This window comes from Salinivibrio sp. MA351 (assembly GCF_001996065.1).
Taxonomy (GTDB): domain Bacteria; phylum Pseudomonadota; class Gammaproteobacteria; order Enterobacterales; family Vibrionaceae; genus Salinivibrio; species Salinivibrio costicola.
On the sequence record NZ_MUFG01000003.1, the window covers coordinates 33,184 to 55,613 of the forward strand.

General features: G+C 51.0%; 20 protein-coding genes. 2 read left to right on the top strand and 18 right to left on the bottom strand.

The features are described from left to right. Positions 1–101: 101 nt before the first annotated feature. From BZG78_RS02660 to rpe, 9 genes are all read right to left on the bottom strand, one after another. Positions 102–893 carry a DUF1338 domain-containing protein gene (locus BZG78_RS02660; RefSeq protein WP_077646906.1) on the bottom strand — a complete coding sequence of 264 codons (792 nt, stop codon included), beginning with the start codon at positions 891–893 and terminating at the stop codon, positions 102–104. 10 nt (positions 894–903) lie between these two features. Further along, the gene (gene astD, locus BZG78_RS02665; protein WP_077646905.1) at positions 904–2,385 is read right to left on the bottom strand and encodes a succinylglutamate-semialdehyde dehydrogenase; all 1,482 of its coding nucleotides are present in this window, start codon (positions 2,383–2,385) and stop codon (positions 904–906) included. A 1-nt stretch (position 2,386) separates the two neighbouring features. Further along, on the bottom strand, positions 2,387–3,409 hold the full coding sequence (gene astA / locus BZG78_RS02670) for an arginine N-succinyltransferase (protein ID WP_077461564.1): 1,023 nt from the start codon (positions 3,407–3,409) through the stop codon (positions 2,387–2,389). A gap of 29 nt (positions 3,410–3,438) precedes the next feature. Then, the gene (locus BZG78_RS02675; protein ID WP_077660311.1) at positions 3,439–4,656 is read right to left on the bottom strand and encodes an aspartate aminotransferase family protein; all 1,218 of its coding nucleotides are present in this window, start codon (positions 4,654–4,656) and stop codon (positions 3,439–3,441) included. 406 nt (positions 4,657–5,062) lie between these two features. Beyond that, positions 5,063–5,641, bottom strand: coding sequence for an aminodeoxychorismate/anthranilate synthase component II (locus BZG78_RS02680; protein ID WP_077660312.1), 579 nt, complete (start codon positions 5,639–5,641; stop codon positions 5,063–5,065). 96 nt (positions 5,642–5,737) lie between these two features. Next, entirely contained in the window at positions 5,738–8,083 is a 2,346-nt protein-coding gene (locus BZG78_RS02685; protein ID WP_077660313.1) for an ExeM/NucH family extracellular endonuclease, read from the bottom strand. A gap of 222 nt (positions 8,084–8,305) precedes the next feature. Next, positions 8,306–9,319 carry a tryptophan--tRNA ligase gene (gene trpS / locus BZG78_RS02690; RefSeq protein WP_199877157.1) on the bottom strand — a complete coding sequence of 338 codons (1,014 nt, stop codon included), beginning with the start codon at positions 9,317–9,319 and terminating at the stop codon, positions 8,306–8,308. A gap of 60 nt (positions 9,320–9,379) precedes the next feature. Next, on the bottom strand, positions 9,380–10,060 hold the full coding sequence (locus BZG78_RS02695; RefSeq protein WP_077660315.1) for a phosphoglycolate phosphatase: 681 nt from the start codon (positions 10,058–10,060) through the stop codon (positions 9,380–9,382). A 9-nt stretch (positions 10,061–10,069) separates the two neighbouring features. Continuing rightward, on the bottom strand, positions 10,070–10,744 hold the full coding sequence (rpe, locus tag BZG78_RS02700; RefSeq protein WP_025744259.1) for a ribulose-phosphate 3-epimerase: 675 nt from the start codon (positions 10,742–10,744) through the stop codon (positions 10,070–10,072). 150 nt (positions 10,745–10,894) lie between these two features. Between rpe and BZG78_RS02705 the strand changes: the two genes are divergently transcribed. After that, on the top strand, positions 10,895–11,083 hold the full coding sequence (locus tag BZG78_RS02705; protein WP_077461557.1) for a DUF2970 domain-containing protein: 189 nt from the start codon (positions 10,895–10,897) through the stop codon (positions 11,081–11,083). Positions 11,084–11,103: 20 nt separating this feature from the next. Here BZG78_RS02705 and BZG78_RS02710 read toward each other — a convergent pair whose 3' ends face one another. The 9 genes from BZG78_RS02710 to pilM all read right to left on the bottom strand — a co-directional run bounded on the left by BZG78_RS02710 (position 11,104) and on the right by pilM (position 19,749). Then, positions 11,104–11,934 (bottom strand): Dam family site-specific DNA-(adenine-N6)-methyltransferase, encoded by an 831-nt coding sequence (locus BZG78_RS02710; protein ID WP_077461556.1) that lies wholly within the window; start codon positions 11,932–11,934, stop codon positions 11,104–11,106. 72 nt (positions 11,935–12,006) lie between these two features. After that, positions 12,007–13,602 (bottom strand): AAA family ATPase, encoded by a 1,596-nt coding sequence (locus tag BZG78_RS02715; protein ID WP_077660316.1) that lies wholly within the window; start codon positions 13,600–13,602, stop codon positions 12,007–12,009. An 11-nt stretch (positions 13,603–13,613) separates the two neighbouring features. After that, positions 13,614–14,693 (bottom strand): 3-dehydroquinate synthase, encoded by a 1,080-nt coding sequence (aroB, locus tag BZG78_RS02720; RefSeq protein ID WP_077660317.1) that lies wholly within the window; start codon positions 14,691–14,693, stop codon positions 13,614–13,616. A 19-nt stretch (positions 14,694–14,712) separates the two neighbouring features. Then, positions 14,713–15,231 carry a shikimate kinase AroK gene (gene aroK / locus BZG78_RS02725; protein WP_025739049.1) on the bottom strand — a complete coding sequence of 173 codons (519 nt, stop codon included), beginning with the start codon at positions 15,229–15,231 and terminating at the stop codon, positions 14,713–14,715. 144 nt (positions 15,232–15,375) lie between these two features. Next, complete coding sequence (pilQ, locus tag BZG78_RS02730; protein ID WP_077660318.1) at positions 15,376–17,121, bottom strand: type IV pilus secretin PilQ; 1,746 nt, start codon at positions 17,119–17,121, stop codon at positions 15,376–15,378. A gap of 12 nt (positions 17,122–17,133) precedes the next feature. Continuing rightward, positions 17,134–17,580, bottom strand: coding sequence for a pilus assembly protein PilP (locus BZG78_RS02735; RefSeq protein WP_158011778.1), 447 nt, complete (start codon positions 17,578–17,580; stop codon positions 17,134–17,136). A 74-nt stretch (positions 17,581–17,654) separates the two neighbouring features. Then, positions 17,655–18,260 (bottom strand): type 4a pilus biogenesis protein PilO, encoded by a 606-nt coding sequence (gene pilO / locus BZG78_RS02740; RefSeq protein ID WP_077660320.1) that lies wholly within the window; start codon positions 18,258–18,260, stop codon positions 17,655–17,657. Next, the gene (locus BZG78_RS02745) at positions 18,260–18,838 is read right to left on the bottom strand and encodes a PilN domain-containing protein (protein WP_158011779.1); all 579 of its coding nucleotides are present in this window, start codon (positions 18,836–18,838) and stop codon (positions 18,260–18,262) included. Before BZG78_RS02745 ends, pilO begins: the two co-directional genes overlap by 1 nt. Next, positions 18,835–19,749 (bottom strand): pilus assembly protein PilM, encoded by a 915-nt coding sequence (pilM, locus tag BZG78_RS15265; protein WP_108743348.1) that lies wholly within the window; start codon positions 19,747–19,749, stop codon positions 18,835–18,837. Before pilM ends, BZG78_RS02745 begins: the two co-directional genes overlap by 4 nt. 141 nt (positions 19,750–19,890) lie before the next feature. Here pilM and BZG78_RS02750 point away from each other — a divergent pair, with 141 nt between their 5' ends. Then, on the top strand, positions 19,891–22,389 hold the full coding sequence (locus BZG78_RS02750; RefSeq protein WP_077660322.1) for a PBP1A family penicillin-binding protein: 2,499 nt from the start codon (positions 19,891–19,893) through the stop codon (positions 22,387–22,389). Positions 22,390–22,430: the final 41 nt, after the last annotated feature.

Genomic DNA, 22,430 nt, shown 5'->3' on the forward strand with positions numbered 1-22,430 from the left:
TTCCCAACCGACGCCCTGGCGTCGGTTTTTCTTTTTAAAACAAAAAAAAGGAAGAGCGAACTCTTCCTTAACCGTTTAGGCCTCGTTATATCCACTATTTGTTAGTGCGTGCTCTCAAAAATTTTATCCGCTGAAGCGGCAACAAACCCCTGGTACAACTCACCGTTGGGCAACACATAACGCTTAGCAAACTCATAAAACCCACCTGGAATGGTTTGCGTGCCATCAGAGAAAACAACAGGGACACGGTCAGCCATGGTGGAGGATTGCTCCAGATAAACGGATGCGTCCCCTTTTACTTCCCCACCCGCTTCGTTAATTGCAAAGCCATTGTCTCGCAGCTTTTGATTAACCGATTGGCAATGATCATGAGCCTTTAACTGATTGACACTCACTGTGAAATGATTCGCGCCATAACCGTGCGCGGCTACCCAGGACGCGTATTCACTCTCCTCAGCAAGCGCTTGATAGGTGGCGCTATCGATGTCCCAAAGCCGCCCCTGATGAAGAAAATCGCTCCCTGTTAGTGACGACGCATCGACTTGTGCCACCAGCTTGTGAACAATGGCTTGCAGCGCAGGCGAGCATTGCTCGACCATCAATTCACTGATAAACACTTTCGGCATCAAAGGATCGGGGTGCTCGAAATGGCAGGCATTGAGCTTTTTCGCTTCAAAGGTATAGTCCCCTTTTTGCTGATAGCCTAGCGCCAGGAAGGGGCGCGCCAAGACCTCAAGCCCAACCTTGGGCAAACCAAATGTCCGCAAGGCAATATGATCATTGATTAAAGGCTGCCCTTCTTCGAGCAAGGCATGTACCTGATGTGCCGATGGGCAAAGACGGTTAATATAGTCTTGCCATAATTTATCGAATAACGCTTGGCCACTGTCCATGTTGGTCTCCTTAATCTTGTTGAGTCGGAATACCGGGGGCGAACGTCTCAGGCAGTACCACCTGATCCCCTTCCATTGATGCCATGGGATAAGCGCAATAATCGGCGGCATAGTAAGCGCTTGGACGTAAATTACCCGACGCACCTGGCCCGCCAAATGGCGCATCACCGCTTGCCCCTGTCAACTGACGATTACGATTCACAATCCCTGCGCGAATATGATCGAGGAAGTATTGCCATTCGCCCTCGTCTTCACTGATAAGGCCTGCCGACAAACCATAGCGGGTATCATTCGCCTTCGTGATCGCATCAGCCATATCCTGATAGCGCTGCACTTGTAGTAGCGGACCGAAATACTCTTCGTCGGGTAACGCTTGAATGCCACTCACATCTAAAATCCCTGGAGAAATCACCGCATCGTGTAAATGCTCGCACTCTATGACGGGGGTAGCTCCCAGATCGATCAATTTTTGTTGTGTGGCCAAAATCCCCTCGGCGGCAGCCATTGAAATTTGAGCGCCCATGAAAGGTGCGGGATCATCAAACTGGCCACCCACTCGCACGGTTTTGGTCCATTGTGCTAGGCGAGTCAAGATCTTGTCACCCACTTCTCCCTCAGGCAGCAGCAGGCGGCGTGCACACGTACACCGCTGACCGGCACTGAGGTAGGCCGATTGAATAATGGTGTATACCGTGGCGTCTAAATCACCGAACTGATCACTCACCACCAAGGGGTTATTGCCCCCCATTTCCAGCGCCAGCATTTTATCGGGCTGGCCAGCAAACTGACGATGAAGAATATGCCCCGTATTGGCGCTACCGGTAAACAATAAACCGTCAATACCGCGAGCTTGGGCCAGCGCCTCGCCGGTATTGCGCCCACCTTGTACCAGGCTGATCAGTCCTTGCGGTAATCCCGCTTCGAGCCAATAGCCCAAGGTCTTCTCCGCGACTTTTGGCGTCAGCTCAGAGGGTTTAAATACTACGCTGTTGCCCGCCAATAAAGCTGGAACAATGTGGCCATTAGGTAGATGCCCAGGGAAATTGTAAGGCCCGAATACCGCCATAACGCCAAGTGGACGATGGCGTAATACCGCTTGGGTGCCATTGACGTCTTTTTCACGTGAGCCTGTTCTTTCGTGGTACGCGCGCAAGGAGATCGCCACTTTGCCTACCATGGCCCCGACTTCGGTTTTGGTTTCCCACAAGGGTTTGCCCGTTTCTTCGGCAATGACCCGAGCCAGTTCATCGGTATTAGCTTTCACTATCTCGGCAAAGCGTTCCACCAGCGCTTGGCGCTCAGAAAAATCGGTATTACGCCAACGCAAAAACGCGTCGCGTGCGGCGCTGACCGCTTGCTCCACTTGCGAACGACTCGCTTCTGCACCTTGCCAAATACATTGACTATCAAAGGGGTTTTGCGAGGTCATGATCTCGCCCTCGCCTTTTACCCACTCGCCATGAATCAAATGGCCTGCTGATTGCTTTGTCATTTTATCCCCCCATGGCAATCAAACGCAGTTGATCGCCGTTTTTTACATTCAATGCATCGGCAACCGCTGGGCTAATCACAACTTGATTGGTTTCGTGATCGATCGCAGCTTTCGCCGCGGTGGCACGGAAGCCAGCAAAATCGGTATTCGATATTAAATAATCCTGCGCGCTACTGTGCTCTCGTACGCGCGCTGAGGCGGTGAAAGAGTGACGTACAGACTCAATATTGGGGCGTAAGCATTCTACCGTTGGGCCCGCATCAAAGATGTCGACATAACCACGGCAAGAAAAGCCCTCTTTTTCCAACAAGCGTAATGCTGGACGGGTATTCGGGTGCACTTGACCGATAACTGCACGAGCTTCCTCACTCAGTAGGCTCACATAAATCGGCAATTTAGGCATTAAGTCGGCAATAAACCCTTTGGCACCAATCCCGGTGAGATAATCCGCCAAGGTAAAGTCAATGTTAAAAAAGTTGTCTTTTAGCCACTGCCAAAACGGCGAGTTGCCCTCGTCATCCGACACACCGCGCATTTCGGCAAACACCACGTCAGCGAAGCGCTCTGGAAATTGCGCCAGCATTAGGAAGCGGCATTTAGACAATAACTTACCGTTTAACCCGCCACGAAACTCTGGACGCATAAACAGGGTGCAGATTTCTGTCGCCCCCGTGTAGTTGTTGCCAAAGGTCAACACTTCAACAATGTTGTGCACGTTCAGTTTGCGTGATGAATGAACCACCTTGGTCAGATGGTAACTATAAAACGGGTTATCAAGACCAATGGCGGCTTCGATGCCCGTGGTCCCTGCGATTTCACCGGTTTCTAAATCTTCGGCGACCATCAGATATCCCTCTGGCCCCGGCTCTGTCACCTGTTTGGCAAAACTCTCAAGCGAATTATTAATCCGCCCCTGTAGCAAATCGGCATCGACCGGCAAGGAGGTGAATCCATGCCCGGACGCTTCCGCACACAACATCAGTGCATCAAAATCTGATGCACGGATCGGCCGAATAACTAACATCTCAAATCCCTCCGAGTGAGTCAGGTCGCTTATCCTGCGACGACCTTGGCAATCGCACGTTCTAGGCGTGCCATTCCTTCTTCAATATCCGCTTTGGTAATGACCAGTGAGGGAGTTAAACGCACCACATTAGGCCCGGCAACGAGAACCAATAAGCCTTCTTCGCCTGCCGCAACCAAGATATCGCGTGCTCGGCCTTCCCAGTCTTGGTTCAGTGCCGCACCGAGTAACAAGCCTTTGCCACGCACTTCACTGAAGATGCCATATTTATCATTGATCGCTTCTAACCCGTCACGGAACCATTGCTCACGCTCTATGACACCGGCAAGCACGTCGGGTTTGGTCACTTCATTAACCACCGCTTCTGCCACCGCACAGGCCAGTGGATTACCGCCATAAGTAGAGCCATGAACCCCCGGCTTCATATGCGCAGCCAAGGCGTCGGTCGTTAACATGGCACCAATTGGGATCCCGCCACCGAGTGATTTTGCGGTGGCTAAAATATCGGGCTCTACCCCAGACTCTTGATAAGCATAAAAAGTACCGGTGCGCCCGTTCCCCGTTTGCACTTCATCAAACACTAAAAGCGCATTGTGTTTATCACACAGTTCACGCACGGCTTGGAGAAAACCTGGCTCTGGCGGCACAATCCCACCTTCACCTTGTAAAGGCTCCATCATCACCGCACAGGTTCGGTCCGAAATATGATCGGCCAATGCGGCAATGTCATTGTATGGAAGGTGTGTCACATCGCCGGGTTTAGGCCCAAAGCCATCGGAATACGCGGGCTGACCACCTACGGTGACAGTAAAGAAGGTGCGACCATGGAAGCCTTTGGTAAAGGCAATGATTTCACTTTTATGCTCACCATGTTCTTCTTTTGCCCAACGACGTGCCAGTTTCAGGGCCGCTTCGTTCGCTTCAGCGCCCGAGTTAGCGTAAAACACGCGGTCGGCAAATGAGAGTTCGGTGAGGCGTTTAGCCAGACGCAACGCGGGCGCATTGGTCATGACATTACTCAAATGCCACAGCTTCTGGGCTTGCTCCGTTAACGCATCAACCATGACCGGATGACAATGGCCTAAACAGCTCACCGCGATACCACCGGCAAAATCGATATACTCTCGGCCTTCTTGGTCCCAAATGCGCGACCCTTTACCGTGATCAGGAATCATCGGCATTGGGTTGTAACATGGCACCATGACTTCATCGAAGAGTTTACGTTCTACTTTGTGCTCCATTGTCATCACTCAATCCTTCTATGTTTTATCTATGAGGCATAGTATTTACATTATTTTAACCGCAGCAATAGCAGATTATGTTTTGTTTTCAGCATGGTAACAAAGCTCATGCAGTTTAAAGAGATAGTTATGCATAAACTGTGAGCAAAGAGAAGATGAAAGTGAGTAAGGCTATGATGCTAATAAGGCAAGATTAACGGACTAGAGACCGACAGTTGCATAAGGTTGCAGCCGTTGACAAAGTGATTAAAAACAGCGAAATGTAAAATTAGTGATAAAGATCGCTATTTTTTGCAACCATTGCTGAAAAAAAAGACTCAAGAAAGGAAGACATACGGTAAAGGCTGCACGATAGAGGCCGCCACAGATAGGGCGTCAAAAGACGAACATATTAACCTGCCCGCCCCGCTACCTAAGATTGTTGAAGAAAATTGGCTAACAAGGCATGGCCCTGCTCCGTCAGAATACTTTCCGGATGAAATTGCACCCCCTCAATCGCCAGCTGCCGATGTTTGAGCCCCATTATAATCTCACTGCCATCGTTATCGATAGCGGTCGCTGTGATAGCCAAACAGTGAGGTAGGCTTTGAGGTTCAACTAATAAAGAATGATAACGCGTGACAGTGACAGGGCTAGGCAGGCCAGCGAAGACCCCTTCTCCTTGATGGGTAACTTGGGACGTTTTGCCATGCATTACCGTACGAGCTCTCACGACGTTCGCGCCAAATACTTGTGCCAGCGCCTGATAGCCAAGACAAACCCCTAAAATTGGAATTTTCCCGGCAAAGTGTGCAATCACCGCTAAGGAAATCCCCGCTTCATCCGGGGTACAAGGGCCAGGGGAGATAACGATGTGCGAGGGAGCCATCACCTCAATATCCGCCACACTAATGGCGTCATTTCGCGCAACATGGACCGATGCGCCCAGCTCACAAAAGTACTGATAAAGGTTATAGGTAAAGGAATCGTAATTATCGATGATAAGAAGCACTGTGCTACGCCATGCGATGGAAAACCGGCATGATGCTACCACAGTGCTGAATAGGCGTCATCCAGGTGCGAGCAACCTTCGCTGCCCGCCATAAGATTACGGCTGGGTGAGCTGACAGCGAAATCCGGTGTATTTAACCGTCATCGCGCTATCTGCAGGTGCACGGCCGCAGTAAACCGGGATCAGCCCTAGCGCTTTCACGGATACCCTTATCGAATCATCCGGCTGCAGCGCCAAGGATTGAACTAAAGGGCTAGCCTGGTCAAAGGTGCGCGTCGCGCGCCATTTCATCCACGCATGATCCGGACTTTTTTGTCCATTAAGTAAGGGGATAATAGGCAAGAAACTGCGATTATTGATCGTCACCGAGACGGGGACCACGGGCTCAGGATAATCGAGTGAGATCAGCACAGGATCGTGATCGGATGACGAGAATGGATTACTCGATTTCACCAATTCTCCGCTATATTGTCGGCTGTACTCAAACAGAGTGCTCTCTACCGAGTTAATATGCCACTCTTCCACCCCGACCACTTTGCTCGCCAAACTGGCATTGGCGAGTGCATGATCTAACGCGCCCAGTTCCCCAGAAAATGAGTACGAGTAGGCTTTATCCCCTAACCACTGCGTTGCGAGATTGGTATAACCAAGACCTTGCTCGACGACGCTTGGCGTTGGATGCATAGGCACACCACGAATTTCAGTGCCCGCCGCGGTGATAATATCGCGCTGACCTTCAGTACGCTGATAATCAGTCAGCACCCGCACCGGATCTTCTTGCGCATAAGCATTGAGATCACCCAAAATTAATACGTCACCGTCGACCGCTTTGAGATGGTCACGCAATGCAACGGCGGCAGACACGCGAAACGCATTGCAGTGTCCCTGCATATCCGCGGTATCGGTATCAAACTCACCCGCGATCCAGTCTTCATAGCAGCCTGAGCCTTTCGATTTAAAGTGATTCACCACCACACTGAGCGGCTGGTCGTTAACCATAAAGCGTTGAATTAGGCTATCGCGCTGGTATTTGTCGAGTGTCTTGGTTTCTCCGTCTGGACTTTCGCCGCTGATATGCTGCTCTGGCATGGGTACCGCTTGCGCCTCACCTGCGAGATTGACCTTCGCGGGGCGATAAATCATGCCCACCATAATCGCATCTGAGCCAAAATAGGCGCCCTGATTTTTCTCTTGGTCACTGGGTTCGACAAATTGGTAATGATCACGCGAGTCGGCAAATTGCGCATTTAAATGGGTCACCAGATCAGCAATGGCGCTGCCAGCCTCAAAGCCATTATTCTCAATTTCCATCAAACCGACAATGTCGGCGTCCATCGCGGTGAGTGCATTGACAATTTTAGTGCGTTGCAACCCAAACTCAGCCGCCGTTTTCGCCCCACGGTTACAGCCACGATTCGCATCGGCATCGGCACGATCATTACAGGTCACGTTGAGTGGGCCACCGACCGCACTGGCGCTGGTGAAATAGTTAAGTACGTTAAAACTCGCCACCTTAATGTCAGCGCCAGGCACGTTATTCGGTGCCGGTTGACGATCATTTTGGTGCACAATATCACCGGCAGTGATGGTGTTTGTTGCAACAAGTCGGTATTGGTCGTAGCTATAACCCATAACACCGCTCAAACGCTCGACCCGATCGCCAATACGTAGATATCCCTGCTCGGCATCTAAGCCTGGAAAATACGGGATCTTGCCGTCTTTCGCTTTTTGATCGCTCTCGATATATAGCTGGTTATCGCTATTTTTCGCGGCTAATGCCTCAGCGTCAGGCGTTAACCCGGGATACTGTTGCGTAGGTTTGTATAAAGGGGATTGATGCGATAACACCATATTGTTACGGAAGGCATCGTAGTCAAAGCCAAAGTTACGCGTGATCACCAAATCGCTATCCGCGTCCATGGTGACGTACATCCCTTCGTAGCGCTCAAGTGCCTCGTGCAAAGTCTCATCGGGTTGAACACGGAGTGCCGTCGGTGCAATCGTCCCCTGAGGTGCCCCCTTAGCCACTTGTTCATCGGTAACACCCAGTTGGGTATGGCCGTAATACTCGTTGATGTAACCACTGGCACATAAGGTGTCACCGGGCTGCAAGTTGAGGTCATCAGCGCCTCGCAAGTAAACAAATAAGCCATCGGAAGTGGCACGATTACCATCGCCTTGCGGATCTTGTATCCAGACTCCTTTATACAAGCCTTGGGTAACGGCAGTGACTACGCCTTGTACCGCATAAGTTTTGTCTGAGCGGTACTGCCCGTCTGGAACCAATGGGCTACGCGCGCCGTCACCTTGAATCGCGTAGATGGAGGTTGGGGCTGTCACACCACATTGATAAGTTTCAGTGGGTGGGGCTTTTGCCGCAGCGGGCAGTGCAACGCCGGCCAGCACCAAAGCAAGGGGCGACCACATCAATGGCTTTTTCATACCTGTTCCTTCACGTAAATTGAGTGTTTACTCGAAAATCGGGTGCATTATTCATGATAGATACAGAATATGACGTGATATGAATCGCATCGAGGCTAGCGATTATTGATGAATTCGTTAGAAGTGAGAGGCCGGTTCAGCCTTGATCAAAAAAGCAGCGAGACTGGCCCGCTGCTTACTTATTTTGTGATTATACCAGGTTTGTACTATTACAAACGCGTGCTACACACGTGGCACAAAACCGACCGCATCATAGACTTTGCGTAAGGTGTCTTGTGCCCGTGCAGAGGCATGCGCCGCCCCTTTTTGCATCACACTATCGAGCATTGCGCGATCAGCTCGAAACGCATGATACCGCGCTTGCAACGGGTCTAGCATCGCGACGACGGCGTCTGCAGTGTCTTTTTTCAGGTGGCCATACATCTTGCCTTCATACGCTTTTTCTAGCGTATCAATTGACTCACCCGTCGCCCCAGACAATAACCCAAGCAAGTTGGAAACACCCGGTTTTTGTGCACTATCAAAACGGACACGCGGCGGCTCTTCTGAGTCCGTGACCGCACGTTTGATTTTTTTCGCAATCGCTTTTGGATCTTCGAGCAGCCCGATCACATTGTTACGGTTATCGTCAGATTTCGACATTTTTTTGGTCGGATCTTGCAGGCTCATGACCCGCGCATTGACATCGGGTGTGTAAGGCTCAGGCAGAGCAAACACATCGCCATAGCGATTATTAAAACGGGTCGCCACGTCACGCGCCAGTTCAAGGTGCTGCTTTTGATCGTTACCCACCGGCACTTGGTTGGTTTGATACAAAAGAATGTCTGCCGCCATCAATACCGGATAACTAAACAATCCCGCGTTAATGTTCTCTGCATGGCGCTGCGACTTATCTTTAAACTGGGTCATCCGATTCAACTCACCCATTTGGGTGTAGCAGTTTAATACCCAGCTGAGTTGAGCATGCTCAGGCACGTGGGACTGGACAAACAAGTTGCTTTTTTCTGGGCTGACTCCCACCGCGAGACACAGCGCCAGCGCATCTAAAGTCGCTTCGCGCAGGGCATCCGCCTCTTGGTGAACCGTAATGGCATGCAAATCCACCACACAGTACTGGCAATCATAATCATCTTGCATCTGTTCCCACTGACGCAACGCGCCCAGATAATTACCAATACTCAGCTCGCCTGAGGGCTGCACACCACTCAATACAATGGGTTTCGAAGATTGACTCATGATGATTCGGTTCCTTTACATGTTGCCCGTGTGGGCGGTCTTATTTGCTGGTAAAAAGCGTTACGCGGAGTAATTGGCCACCACTGCCTCTAGCTGGCTAAAATGGTCCAGTACATAGCTAGGTTGGCTGTCACTGATTGGCTCACCGTAGTTGTAGCCATAAGTGAGGCCGACGGAGGCCATTCCCGCATTGTGTGCTGCTAAGATATCATTTTTTGAGTCACCGACCATCAACATCTGGGCATTGGTTAACCCATGCTTATCGCGCAACAGGTGCAAGCCTTCTGGGTCAGGTTTGCTGGTTGACAGACTATCACCACCAATCACATCACTGAACAAGGGCGCTAAACCTAAATCCTCTAAAATAGCGGGCACGAAAGCGATCGGTTTATTCGTGACGACGCCCAGCTGATATCCCTGCTGGTGCAATGCGGTTAGGGTCTCTTTCACGCCAGGGTACAGCACGGTTTTTTCGTGATCATTGTGCTCATAATGGTAATTAAAACGCGTGCGTGCAGTTGCGACCAGCTCAGGGTCAAGCGCTGGATCATGATCATGCGCACGGGACAATGCGCGACGAATCATAATATCCGCACCATTCCCTATCCAACCGGTCACCTCGGCTACACTCACTGTTGGCCGGTCCAAATCCGCCAGCATCATCTGCAGCGCTTGGGTCAAATCGGGCACGCTATCAACCAAGGTGCCATCTAAATCAAATGCAATATAACGCAGGCTCATACGACTTCATTACCTTTCTACTTTTGCCAGTTCGGCACGCATTTCTTCAATTGCGGTTTTATAATCCGGTTGACCAAAAATGGCCGACCCTGCGACAAACATATCCGCGCCCGCTTGGGCAACGTCTGCAATGTTATTGGCCTTTACACCGCCGTCAATTTCCAGACGAATATCTCGCCCGCTGGCATCAATACGCTGACGGACCTCACGCAGTTTATCTAAGGTGGTGGGAATAAAAGACTGGCCGCCAAACCCAGGATTGACCGACATCAGCAGGATCATATCGAGCTTATCCATCACATAATCTAAGTGGTGGAGCGGCGTTGCCGGGTTAAAGACCAAACCCGCTTGCATGCCGTGCTCTTTGATCAACTGCAACGTGCGGTCAATATGCTCACTGGCTTCAGCATGAAACGTCACCATGTTCGCGCCCGCTTTAGCAAAATCAGGAATAATGCGGTCGACCGGCTTAACCATCAAGTGAACATCAATCGGTGCGGTGATCCCATAGTCACGTAAAGCCTGACAAACCGGGGCACCAAATGTCAGGTTCGGAACGTAATGGTTATCCATCACATCAAAGTGAATCACATCTGCACCCGCCGCCAATACGTTTTCAACTTCTTCACCCAATCGGGCAAAGTCTGCAGATAAAATCGATGGCGCAATCAAAAAATCTTTCATAGTGCGGTCGCCTCAATTGCCAAAAAGTCGCCGTAATTCTACCCGATATCGGCCATGAAGTCTTACCTTAACCATGCTTAATCTTAGCGAACACTGGCAAGTGCCAGAGAATTAACTAGAGTAAAAACAGAGGCTGAGAATGGAGGCAGGATGGGCGAAAAACCTAGACTAAAACAGGTAGTGACAAGTGTCGTCGCTGCTTTGTTTGGGGTGCAATCACAACGCAATCGCGAGCGAGATTTCGGCTATGATTCACCGGCAATTTATATCATTACCGGCGTTATCATGATCGGACTCGTCATTGGCGCGCTGCTGGTGATCGTGAGCTGGTTGACGTGAGCGCTTTGGGGCAACAGCGCTTAAGGCGTGGATGGCTGAGGGGAAAAAAGTGCCAATAGCTCATCAACCTTATTACGACCATTGCCATTACGGCTGATGGTACGCTTAACTTTCACCACATTAAAACTCGCGCCACGATATAAACGGCGTGTATAGGGCGTATCGTGATTGGAGATTAATACCGGCACCCCTTGGGCCAACGACGCTTGCTCAGCATGCTCAGCCAGCAAGGCTTGATCATCCAGCGTAAAACCATTGGTGGCGTAGGTGGTAAAATTCGCCGTAGCAGTTAAAGGCGCGTAAGGAGGGTCGCAATAAATCACTGTTCCTTTCGTCGCCCGAGCAAAACTCTCCCCATACCCTTCACATACAAATTCTGCACGCTGGGCCTTTTCTGCAAAGATCGCGAGCTCTTTTTCCGGAAAATATGGCTTTTTGTACGACCCAAATGGGACATTGAAACCGCCTTTTTTATTGTACCGACACAAGCCATTAAAGCCGTGACGATTCATATACAAAAAGTACAGCGAGCGTAAATAAGGGTCTGTGGTAAGGTTAAACTCCCGGCGGACATCTAGATAGCGCTCTTTTTGGTTGTACTCTTGGCAAAAGAAGACGCGCGCATCCGCCACAAAACGCAACGGCGTTTGCTTAATAATATTGTATAGATTGATAAGATCTGGGTTGATGTCAGCCAGAATGTAATGTTCGTAATCGGTGTTTAGAAATACCGATCCAGCACCGACGAAGGGCTCGATAAGCGTGTTCCCTTCGGGAAGATGACGACGAATGTCATCGACTAGCGAGTATTTACCACCAGCCCACTTTAGAAACGCGCGATGCTTTCTCATTGCCCCTGATCTATCTCTGCGGTGTGAAAAGGGGCGGATTGTACCCTATTTTGGCTCATCAATCAGCGGATTTTACTGCCCATTTGCGCGGTTGATTTCACGGTGAACCTGACTAAAAGACTTCACAAACGGCTGCAGCGCCCGTAGATTATCCGCCAATGTCAGTTCCGCACGACGCGCATCCGTGACGCTGGCATAATCACCCAGTAACACCATGTACCAGTCAGCATTGTTGCGTTGGGTTTGATACACCTGAACCCGATCACTCAGTTGGTAGTTAGCGATAAAGTCTGTCGCATCTTGACGCGAACGCAACGCTGCGAGCTGCAGGGCATAACGCTGGGCAGGTACATCAAGCAAAGCTTGCGCGTCAAAAGATAAGCGATTATCACTGGCCGCGTCCGCTGTCGACGCTGTCTCTGTAGATGCTGCCTCTGTAGACGGCGAGGCGGCGGTATTTTGCGATTGCGCCAGATCTGAGGGCTGATCCGGTGTCGCGGGCGCAGGAATCGCTTGGTTAATCTCGCTAGCAAGTGGTTCCTCAACCGCCTGGGTGCCATCGCCACCGGCATCTTGTTCGTTAATAATGGCGTCGACAACATCATCAGGTAAAACCACTCTCTGGCCCGCATCATTGCGACCGACGGTTAACCCCTCACCGTTGACTTCCTGCGGTAAATTCGCCTGATCATCGGTCACCGCTGCATTCGATCCCGCTACGGTGTCGGTTTGATCCACTGCCGAGTTGCTATCTTGGCCCGTCACTTGCCCATCAAGGGTTTGTGGGTCAGTGGTCGCTTGCTGCTCGTTGAGCAAATCATCCAAGTTTTTTAACCCGTCAGGGAGCATTGTCTCAGCCGACGAGGCGTCATCTTGACTCGGAAAAGCCCACCAGATCGCACCGGCACCCACAATCATCAGCACCACGGCCAACAGCAGCATTAAAAAGGGTTTATTATTTTTCGCGGGCTTTTTATTGTCTTTACTCACAGCGCCTATCTCCTGATTGTCCTTTCCCATGATGGTGCCGGGGTAAACGGTTTGATTAGCAAGCTTGGCTAACCACTGTTTTTTACCCGCTGCATCAATACGTTGCGTGACGGCTAACACATCGATGAACATCTCTTCTTCACCGTCATTAAGCGGCGAAATCTCGAGCTCCAGCGGCTTTTGGTCGTGCCCGTAAGACACCTGACGTAGCCACTTGTTCAACTTTCCTGGCAAGGCAAAGAGTACAACATTGATACGCCAGTGTGCTTGATGCTGTGCATATTGCACCAACGCCCATAGCTCAGACAGTAATCCAGGAGTCAGCCGATGCGCATCATCAATCACAATGAGTGCATCACACCCAGCCCCGTCAAGCATCATCGTCAAGCTATCTAGCAGCGGATCCGCTTGATTAAAAACACCGTCTTTGACAATTTGTCGTAGCACGATAGCGCGACGTTGGTCATCGCTTTGTGCCGTATGGCACGCGAGTAAGGCATGAACATGGGCATCCGCCCACTGCTCCATGTAGCGCTCACTTAACCAGGTTTTACCCGCCCCATCAGGCCCGGTGACTTGGATCAGATTCGCGCTAAATCGAGTGATAAATTGCAGTCGAGAAAGGAGCTGGGTTTGGCTTTCCAGATCCAGAGCTAGCGTATCAAACGTGTCTGTCATGCATTCAATGGTTAACCGGCATCAATCACATCAGCGATTAGCTGGTGTGGAACATCTGCAACCACTTGAGCCTGGCCTATCGCTGTTGGTAAAACCAGACGCAACTGTCCTGAAAGCACTTTTTTATCACGCATCATGTGCTTAATAAAAGCATCGTAGTCCATTTCACGGGGAGCCTGCACGGGAAGATGTGCACTTTGTAACAGGGCCGTGATGCGAGTAACCGTTTTTTCATCAATCAAGCCATGCTGGCACGCCGCTTGTGCCGCCAACACGGTTCCAGCTGAGACCGCTTCACCATGAAGCCAATTGCCGTAGCCCATTTCGGCTTCAATCGCATGACCAAACGTGTGCCCCAAATTCAACAGCGCGCGTACGCCTGTTTCGGTTTCATCTTCGGCCACCACATCGGCTTTGATTTGACAACAACGCCTTATCGCGTAAATCAATGCATCAGGAGAGAGCGCGGTCAGCGCCACCATTTCACTGTCAAGCCAATCAAAGAAAGGGGCATCGGCAATCACACCATACTTGATCACTTCTGCCATCCCCGCAGCAAACTCACGACCGGGCAAGGTGCTTAGCACCTGCGTATCAATCACCACCGCTTTGGGTTGATAAAATGCGCCAATCATGTTTTTGCCAAGAGGATGATTAATTGCTGTTTTCCCACCGACGGACGAATCGACTTGCGACAGTAATGTCGTGGGAACTTGAATAAAATCAACGCCGCGCTGGTAACAAGCACTGGCAAATCCAACAATATCGCCAATCACGCCGCCCCCGAGGGCGACGAGCACGACATCACGGTTATAATTATTTTCTAAAAGAAAGGTGTTGATGGTGTTAAACGTTTCGAGCGATTTATACGCTTCACCATCAGGCAAGCTAAGGCAGGCTACGTCAGTTGCGCCTGCCCGCTGAAGGGTTGAGACCAGAGTGGCGCCATAAAGCGGCATCACTGTCTCATTGCTAATAACAGCAACCCGACGGGAATGGACGCCCTCAAACAGGCTCGCATCTGCTAAAAGCCCTTCACCAATCGAGATAGGGTAGCTACGTGCCCCTAAGTTAACGTCTATCCGTTCCATGGTCGGGTCCTGTGGTCGGTTATTGCTGCTCTAAGAGCGCCATGATTTGATTTGCCACCACTTTAGCGCTTTGATCATCAGTTCGTACAACGTAATCCGCAATTTCTTGATACAAAGGATTACGTTCTTCTGCCAATGACTCCAGCACTTCACGTGGTTGGTCAGTTTGCAACAATGGTCGTTTCTTATCGCGTTGGGTACGTGCGAGCTGCTTTTCGATGGTGGTTTCCAAATACACCACCACCCCACGAGCAGAAAGGCGATTACGGCTTTCTTTGCTCATAATCGAGCCACCGCCAGTCGCGAGAACGATACCTTGCTCTTCAGTGAGGTCGTTTATCACGTTTTCTTCGCGTTTACGGAAACCTTCTTCACCCTCAACGTCAAAGACCCATGCAATGTCTGCTCCAGTACGATCTTCAATCACTGAATCAGAATCATAGAATTCCATGTGAAGTTGCTGAGCGAGATGACGACCAATTGTGCTTTTACCAGCCCCCATAGGGCCTACCAAAAAGATGTTTCGTTTTTCAGCCATTTTAAGCAATTTTACGCGCGGTTAAATAAGACAACACCGCCCGCAGGCTTAATGTAAAAAGCCCGAGGCGCCAATTCCTCACAGATATTTCGTGATCAGATTAAAAATTATCTCAGGACAGTGACCCCTTTGGCAACACCTAACCTACCCTGTGACGATTTTAGGGGTCACAAAGATCAGAAGTTCGCGTTTTGCATGGTCTTTTAACTGATGTCGAAACAAACCTCCAAGCAAGGGAATATCCCCAAGGAGAGGCACTTTGGTTTCTTTGTTGATCATCGTGTGCTGAAAAATGCCACCTAAGACCACGGTTTCGCCATTCCGCGCCAAGACTTGGGTATTGATCCGTTTGGTACTGATCGACATCGCCTCACCTTTTCCGGCCACGACCGACTTTTCCGGCATATCTTGGGTCAGCTTTAAATCCAGCACCAACGTATTATCCGGCGTGATCTGAGGCGTGACCGACAAACTCAACACCGCTTTCTTAAAAGAGACGGCCACCGCCCCACTGGAAGAAGCTTCTAAATAGGGCAACTCCGTCCCTTGTTCAATATAGGCGGCTTTTTTATTGGTAGTGATTAATCTTGGGCTCGAGACCACTTCGGCTTTTCGTTCGCTCTCGAGCGCAGAAAGCTCCAAATCGAGCAGTAAATCGTTGCCTAACTTAGCCACTTGAAAGGCCATGCTTGAGGCAGAAGGATTGACTGCAGCTAAATTAACATTGAGGAAATCACCAATACTGCTCCCCTCACCGGCGGCTTCATTTAGGCTGTCAGGGCCTTGCTGCGCCAAATCGCTATCCCACATGATATTCCCTTCGACCGACGATCCCACCGTGGTTGAGCCGTTGCGATTCAAAAGCCCCCAACGTACGCCAAGCTCGTCGACCGAGCCTTGCTCTACCGTGACAATACGCGCTTCGATTTCCACCTGCTTAACCGGCACATCGAGGTGCTGAACCAAGGTGCGGATACGATCAATGTTCTTGTCAATATCGCGAATGATGATCGCATTGGTCCGCTCATCCAGCGACACCGCCCCCCTTGGAGATAACAAGCTCACGCCTTGCGTTTGACCGCGAATTAACGCGGCTACCTCACTGGCTTTGGCATAATTTACCGTGATAACCGCCGACGATAGCGGCAACAAGGTTTCTGCTTGCTGTGCCATTTCCAAATCCTGTTTTTCTTGCGCCATCAGCTCTCGACGAGGGGCAACAAGCATCACCTCGCCACGTTGACGCTTGTCCAGCCCTTTCACTCTTAAGATAACCTCTAACACGTCTTGCCAAGGCACACCGTCAATCCGCATGGTGATATTGCCCTGAACACTGTCTGAGGTGACTAAATTAAACTGATTTTGCTCAGCAATCAGTTGGAGCACAGCGCGAACTGGAATGTCTTGGAAGTTGATCGAAATCGGTGCATTCGGATCAAAGGATGCAGGTGTCGTCGGTTCGGTGGCTTGTATGGTTACCACTAATTGTTGTTTTTGTTGATGGTAATCAAAGGCGATCGCTTGCGCCGCTTGCAGATAAATTTTTGCGTGTCCAGAGGATTGTGACACATCGATCGCCGTAATTGCCGAATCCCTGTCTTGGGTATCGATCCGCTTCATTAATGACGGTTTAATCGTTACCTGCGGTAATCGGATATGGAGTTGATCGGCGCTGGGCTGACGAAAATCCGCCATGATCGCAGGGCTGTCGAAGCCCAAAATCAGTTGCGCCTCTCCCTGAGCAGAGCGGGTTAACTGCAACTGGCTCAAGGTTGTCATCTCCGCAGCCTGAGCGGACGCGCCCATAAAACACACCACGATCAGCGCCACGCGCACAAGCGACCACGGTATAAGGGTATATCGGGCGTTATACGCCGCGAAAATCATCATAACAGTTATCCTTTACGACAGGTTAGGTTCAATTGAAAGCGTCACGGTCCGTTGCTGCCAGCATCCTAAACCATCAGGTAGTGCCTGGTTTATCGCGACATGATCACGCGTCACCGCCATCACTCGGCCGTGGTGTTCACCAAGCCGGTCGCCACGTGCGACTTGCTTGACCATCCCATTCGGCAAAGCAATGAGTGCCTGTTTTTGCCCCCCTTTAGTGAGGCTTCCTTTCATTTCAAGTTGTGCTAAAGGTAAGGTTGAAAGCGGACTGTCACGCCAATGCAAGGCCGGTTGCCAGCAATCACCAGGAGACATCCGTTGTGGGTCCGATGAGACCGACAGAACAAATGGATCGCGCGCTTCTTTTGCAAAGGGGACAGGTTGATAAACACTAGGCGGCGGCATGCGTGTCGCGGTAACCGTCGCTTGTGCTTGCACCTGGCGCATAAACTGATGCATGTCATCATCCGTTTTTTGACAACCACTCAAGAGCACGATCAACAAAAATACACTGGCTCTTAACATGACGCGTCCTAGTTTGTGGGTTGATTGAGCGCGGGGCGGCCGGTATAGCGATACGTCGTCGCAGACACCGAAAATTGCAATGGCGCCGCAGACGGCGGCTGTTCGGTCTCGCGCGCGAGGACAAAGTCCTGCAATGACACTAAGCGAGTCATCGCGGCAATATCGGCACTGAACGCGCCAATATCTCGATACTGGCCTTCAAGCACAATGTTGATTGGAATCGCGTCTAGCCAGCTTCCTTGCTTTCTCGGCTGCCATGCGAGCGTTTCAAACTGCAACTGGTGACGCATCCCCACCTCGTTCACACCAGCCAGCAGGCCCGCGAGCTCTTCTTCCTCAGGCAATTGCCGAATCAGTCTTGCGTAGCGTTGATTAAGCGTCTCTATTTGCGCCTGGACATCGGGTAACGCAGCCACCTCATGCGCTAACTGTCGATAACGTGCTTTCAGTTGAGACTCTTGCCGGTGAGCATCAAGCAAGGTCGCTTGATTTGGTTGTCCAGCGCCTAACCAGCCGACATACCCCATCACTGTCAGTAAAGCACCCCATAAACTCAGCTTTACCGACCAAGGCGCAAACGGTAGCCGTCGCCACTCCCATGCCATCGAATCCATCACTGTTCGTCCTCCTCGCGCTCCGGTAATTGGGGGGAAACATAGTGTGTCAGTGAAAAGCTCAGTCGAAACCGTTTATTGGGCCCGACGGTGTGATCGCCCGTCACTACGGTATCGATATCGAGCGCCTCTACCGCTTGCTGCGCTTCCAACGCGGCCAGCAAACGCGCGAGCTCTGCGTTTGAATTCACCCACCCTTCTAAACGGATATGGCCTTTTTGTTGTGCCAACCGGGTTAAATAGGCATCAGCAGGCATCACCGTCGGTATAAAGTTGAGTACCTCAGTGACATTATTACGCTGTCTTTGCAGTTGATTGACCAACCCGAGCCGTGATTGCAAAGCGCGACGTTTAGTGTCTTGTTGCTCAAAGCGCACTAAGGTTTGTTTAAACTGCGTGATGCCTTGTTCAAGTTGTTGATTACGGTGTTGCTGCCCCGCTATCTGATAATGCTGCCACTGGATGAATCCCATTCCGATGATCAGTGCGCTCCCCGCAACCGCAAGGGTTTGCAGGATAAAATGGCGTGCCTGTCGACGTTGCACTTGCGCGCGCCAGGGGAGTAAGTTAATCCTCATGAACCGCTCGCTCCTCGGAGCGCAAGCCCTAGCGCCGAGCAAGCATGAGGGCTTAGAGAGGGCGCGCCAAAGGGTTCGCCAGGTTGAATAAACACACGTTGGGCAGATGAGGGGCAGAGAATGTCGCTGGGCCAGTGACCGCTTAGCCATAGGGTTGAGATAGGCGCCGCGTGTTCGCTCTCCCCGCGTTGATAGGCATGATCCAAATGTTGTTGTAGAACGCGAGAGGACGCCGTTGCCTCGCCTTCTGAGCCAGCTCCTCTTAACGGCATTGCGACGGTCAAAGATTGTTGGTACAGCCCGCCATCGGATAACGCGCGCATCGCCGTCAACTTGCCGGCATCAAGATGTAGCCATAGCGGTGAAGTCTGTGGTTGGTAGTGACCTATCAACGCATCATAAACTGCTTGCAGCCCATGCTGCTGCGTATCGACAACACTTACCTTTAATCCCACGTCTTTCAACGCCGAAAGTATTGGCGTGAGTGTCTGTTGGCGACAGGCCACTACCTGGTACTGCGCCTGTCCTGGCTGATGGTTCAACGCATGCTGTTTGGTGAAATCGAAGAAAAGACCACTAATTTCCATATTGAGCGCCATGCCCAATGCTTGTCCGACCACGGCTTCCTGCTCGAGAGGATCATCCACATCGGCTGCTATCAGGGTCTTACTGATCACGGTGTCATCCTCAACGCCTACCACCACACCCGGTGACAAACGTTGATACCAGGACACTCGGCTCAATAGTGTGTCTTTTAGCGTTTTCATCATGGTTGTCAGGGTGTCTTCATCACCAGCGGTCAAGATATGATGCCCGGAAACCTTGAGGGATGAAGACGACGGGCATAGCGCAATCGCGTGGCTTTCCGTTTGGCCCAAAGCGATACCTAAAACTGCCGAACTTGGAATCATTTCGTGTTAGGCTCCAACGTCAGAGTAAGGTCAGTATTTACAAAACTGTCCTCATCACGGGTTATTTTTTATGCTGGTGCCTTTATACTACTCACGTATGATTATTAAACGGCTAAACGGCAACGAAACGGGAAATCTCAGGTGAAGTTCATAAAGCGTTTGCTTATCTTTGCACTGGTTTGCACAGTGCTTGGAGTCACAACAATCTTTGGGTTTTACCTTTATGTGAAACCCGACCTCCCCGATGTGGCGACATTGCAAGATGTTAAGCTACAAACTCCGATGCAGGTCTATAGCGCGGATGGTGAGTTAATCTCGCAATTCGGTGAAAAACGGCGTATTCCAGTCAAACTCGAGGATATACCTCAACCTATGATTGATGCATTAATTGCCACCGAAGATAGCCGCTTTTATCAACACCCAGGCATTGATCCTATTGGCATTGTTCGTGCCGCGGCGGTTGTCGCCATGTCTGGCAGTGCCAAGCAAGGTGCCAGCACCATCACCCAACAGCTAGCACGAAACTTCTTCCTGACCAACGAAAAGCGAATTATGCGCAAGATAAAAGAAATTTTTATCGCGGTGCATATCGAACAATTGCTCAGTAAAGAAGAGATCCTTGAGCTCTATTTCAACAAAGTCTTCTTGGGGTATCGCTCTTATGGCGTAGGGGCAGCCGCGCACGTGTATTTTGGCAAAACCTTAGATCAACTGACCTTAAGCGAAATGGCCGTGATCGTAGGGTTACCCAAAGCGCCCTCCACCATGAACCCACTTTACTCGCTTTCACGCTCAACCGAGCGACGGAACGTAGTGCTCGGCCGGATGTTGAATGAGGGCTACATTTCTAATGCGGAATACCAGCAAGCGAAAAACGAGCCTATTGTCGCCAGCTACCATGGCGCCGAAATAGAACTCTCAGCACCCTATGTTGCTGAAATGGCTAGGGCTTGGGCGATTGAGCAGTTTGGCGAAGACGCCTATACCTCAGGGGTACGTATTTTCACCAGTGTGGATGCGGATATGCAGCGCGCGGCCAATAACGCCGCCATAGAGAATATCCTCGCCTATGACAGACGCCATGGTTTTCGTGGCCCAGTAGCCACGCTTTGGCAAGCACCTAGCGAACGCTGGCAACATCAACGTATTGTTGATCACCTTGCCAAGCAACCCAGTTACGGCCCCTTGGAGCCTGCGGTCGTGATCGATGTCCAAGCGCAATCGGCACAGGTTGTCGGCCCTAATGGTCGTGATATCGAGCTGCCTTGGAAAGGACTCGACTGGGCGCGCCCATACATTACTGATAGCCGTCAAGGGCCGGCCCCTAAACGCGCTGATGCGTTCCTCGCCAGTGGCCAACAAGTGTTTATTCGTCGCGTCAATGACAGCTGGCATTTGGCACAAGTGCCCAACGCCAATACCGCCTTAGTATCCATGTCCCCCACCACGGGGGCGATCAAAGCCTTAGTGGGTGGATTTAACTTTGTGCATAGCAAATTTAATCGTGCCACCCAGTCGGTTCGCCAAGTGGGTTCGAGTATTAAGCCCTTTATTTACTCCGCCGCAGTCAATGAGGGAATGACGCTAGCCAGCCTTATCAATGACGCGCCCATCAACCGCTGGGATCGCAGTCAAGGCGTGGCATGGCGTCCGAAAAACTCGCCGCCACGTTATGAAGGGCCACTACGTGCTCGCCTTGGACTGGCACAATCGAAAAACGTGATGGCTGTGCGTGTCCTCCGTCGTGTTGGCTTGGACGATACCTTAGATTATCTGACTCGCTTTGGCTTTAAACGTGATGACCTCCCTCGCGCCGAAGCCATTGCACTCGGCGCAGGTAGCTTAACGCCGGTTGAAATGGCACAAGGGTTTAGCGTATTTGCCAATGGTGGCTACTTTATGGGGCCTTTCATCATCGATCGGGTAGAAACGCCCTTCGGTGAGGAAATTTATCGTGCCAACCCACCGGTTATATGCGACCACTGTGAGCGCAAACCGGAAAAAGCTGACCCGTTTAATGAGCAAAACTTATTGACGGACAATGGCAGTGACCAACCAACACCGCGCAATGCCAAGCAAGTGATTGATGAACAAAATGCGTTCTTGGTGCGCGAAATGATGCAAAGCAACATTTGGGGCGGCGGCGATTGGCGTTATGGCACAGGTTGGAACGGCACGGGCTGGCGCGCTCAAGCGCTCAAACGTCGCGATATCGGCGGTAAAACCGGGACCACCAATGACTCCAAAGACACTTGGTACACTGGTTATGGCCCAGGTATCGTCACCACGGTTTGGGTTGGCTTTGATGATCATTCGCGTGAACTCGGTCGCACCACTCGTAATGCTAATTTAGGCGACGAGCGCCAACCGATTTATGGGGCGGAATCTGGCGCGAAAACCGCAGAACCTGCTTGGATTGACTTTATGCAGCATGCTCTTGCGGATGTGCCAGAGCAAAATAAAGTGGTGCCGTCCGGCATAGTCAAAGTACGGATCGATCGCGAGACCGGACTGCTGACAAGAAAAACCGATCATACCTCGATGTTTGAGTACTTTATCAAAGGCACCGAGCCGACAGAATATGTATCGGATCAGTCTGATGGCAACATTTACGAGTCCAGCACGGAATCCTTGTTTTAACTCGATAAACGCTTAAACCACAACGCCCACATCCGTGGGCG

Excerpts from the sequence above, each read along its gene's own strand:
- BZG78_RS02710 (WP_077461556.1), bottom strand. The coding sequence starts at position 11,934 with ATGAGAAAGCATCGCGCGTTTCTAAAGTGGGCTGGTGGTAAATACTCG.
- astA (WP_077461564.1), bottom strand. The coding sequence starts at position 3,409 with ATGTTAGTTATTCGGCCGATCCGTGCATCAGATTTTGATGCACTGATG.
- pilQ (WP_077660318.1), bottom strand. The coding sequence starts at position 17,121 with ATGATGATTTTCGCGGCGTATAACGCCCGATATACCCTTATACCGTGG.
- astD (WP_077646905.1), bottom strand. The coding sequence starts at position 2,385 with ATGACAAAGCAATCAGCAGGCCATTTGATTCATGGCGAGTGGGTAAAA.
- BZG78_RS02745 (WP_158011779.1), bottom strand. The coding sequence starts at position 18,838 with ATGAGGATTAACTTACTCCCCTGGCGCGCGCAAGTGCAACGTCGACAG.
- BZG78_RS02705 (WP_077461557.1), top strand. The coding sequence starts at position 10,895 with ATGGGCGAAAAACCTAGACTAAAACAGGTAGTGACAAGTGTCGTCGCT.
- pilO (WP_077660320.1), bottom strand. The coding sequence starts at position 18,260 with ATGGATTCGATGGCATGGGAGTGGCGACGGCTACCGTTTGCGCCTTGG.
- BZG78_RS02735 (WP_158011778.1), bottom strand. The coding sequence starts at position 17,580 with ATGCATCAGTTTATGCGCCAGGTGCAAGCACAAGCGACGGTTACCGCG.
- pilM (WP_108743348.1), bottom strand. The coding sequence starts at position 19,749 with ATGATTCCAAGTTCGGCAGTTTTAGGTATCGCTTTGGGCCAAACGGAA.
- BZG78_RS02675 (WP_077660311.1), bottom strand. The coding sequence starts at position 4,656 with ATGACAATGGAGCACAAAGTAGAACGTAAACTCTTCGATGAAGTCATG.
- BZG78_RS02715 (WP_077660316.1), bottom strand. The coding sequence starts at position 13,602 with ATGACAGACACGTTTGATACGCTAGCTCTGGATCTGGAAAGCCAAACC.
- aroK (WP_025739049.1), bottom strand. The coding sequence starts at position 15,231 with ATGGCTGAAAAACGAAACATCTTTTTGGTAGGCCCTATGGGGGCTGGT.
- trpS (WP_199877157.1), bottom strand. The coding sequence starts at position 9,319 with ATGAGTCAATCTTCGAAACCCATTGTATTGAGTGGTGTGCAGCCCTCA.
- BZG78_RS02685 (WP_077660313.1), bottom strand. The coding sequence starts at position 8,083 with ATGAAAAAGCCATTGATGTGGTCGCCCCTTGCTTTGGTGCTGGCCGGC.
- BZG78_RS02660 (WP_077646906.1), bottom strand. The coding sequence starts at position 893 with ATGGACAGTGGCCAAGCGTTATTCGATAAATTATGGCAAGACTATATT.
- rpe (WP_025744259.1), bottom strand. The coding sequence starts at position 10,744 with ATGAAAGATTTTTTGATTGCGCCATCGATTTTATCTGCAGACTTTGCC.
- aroB (WP_077660317.1), bottom strand. The coding sequence starts at position 14,693 with ATGGAACGGATAGACGTTAACTTAGGGGCACGTAGCTACCCTATCTCG.
- BZG78_RS02695 (WP_077660315.1), bottom strand. The coding sequence starts at position 10,060 with ATGAGCCTGCGTTATATTGCATTTGATTTAGATGGCACCTTGGTTGAT.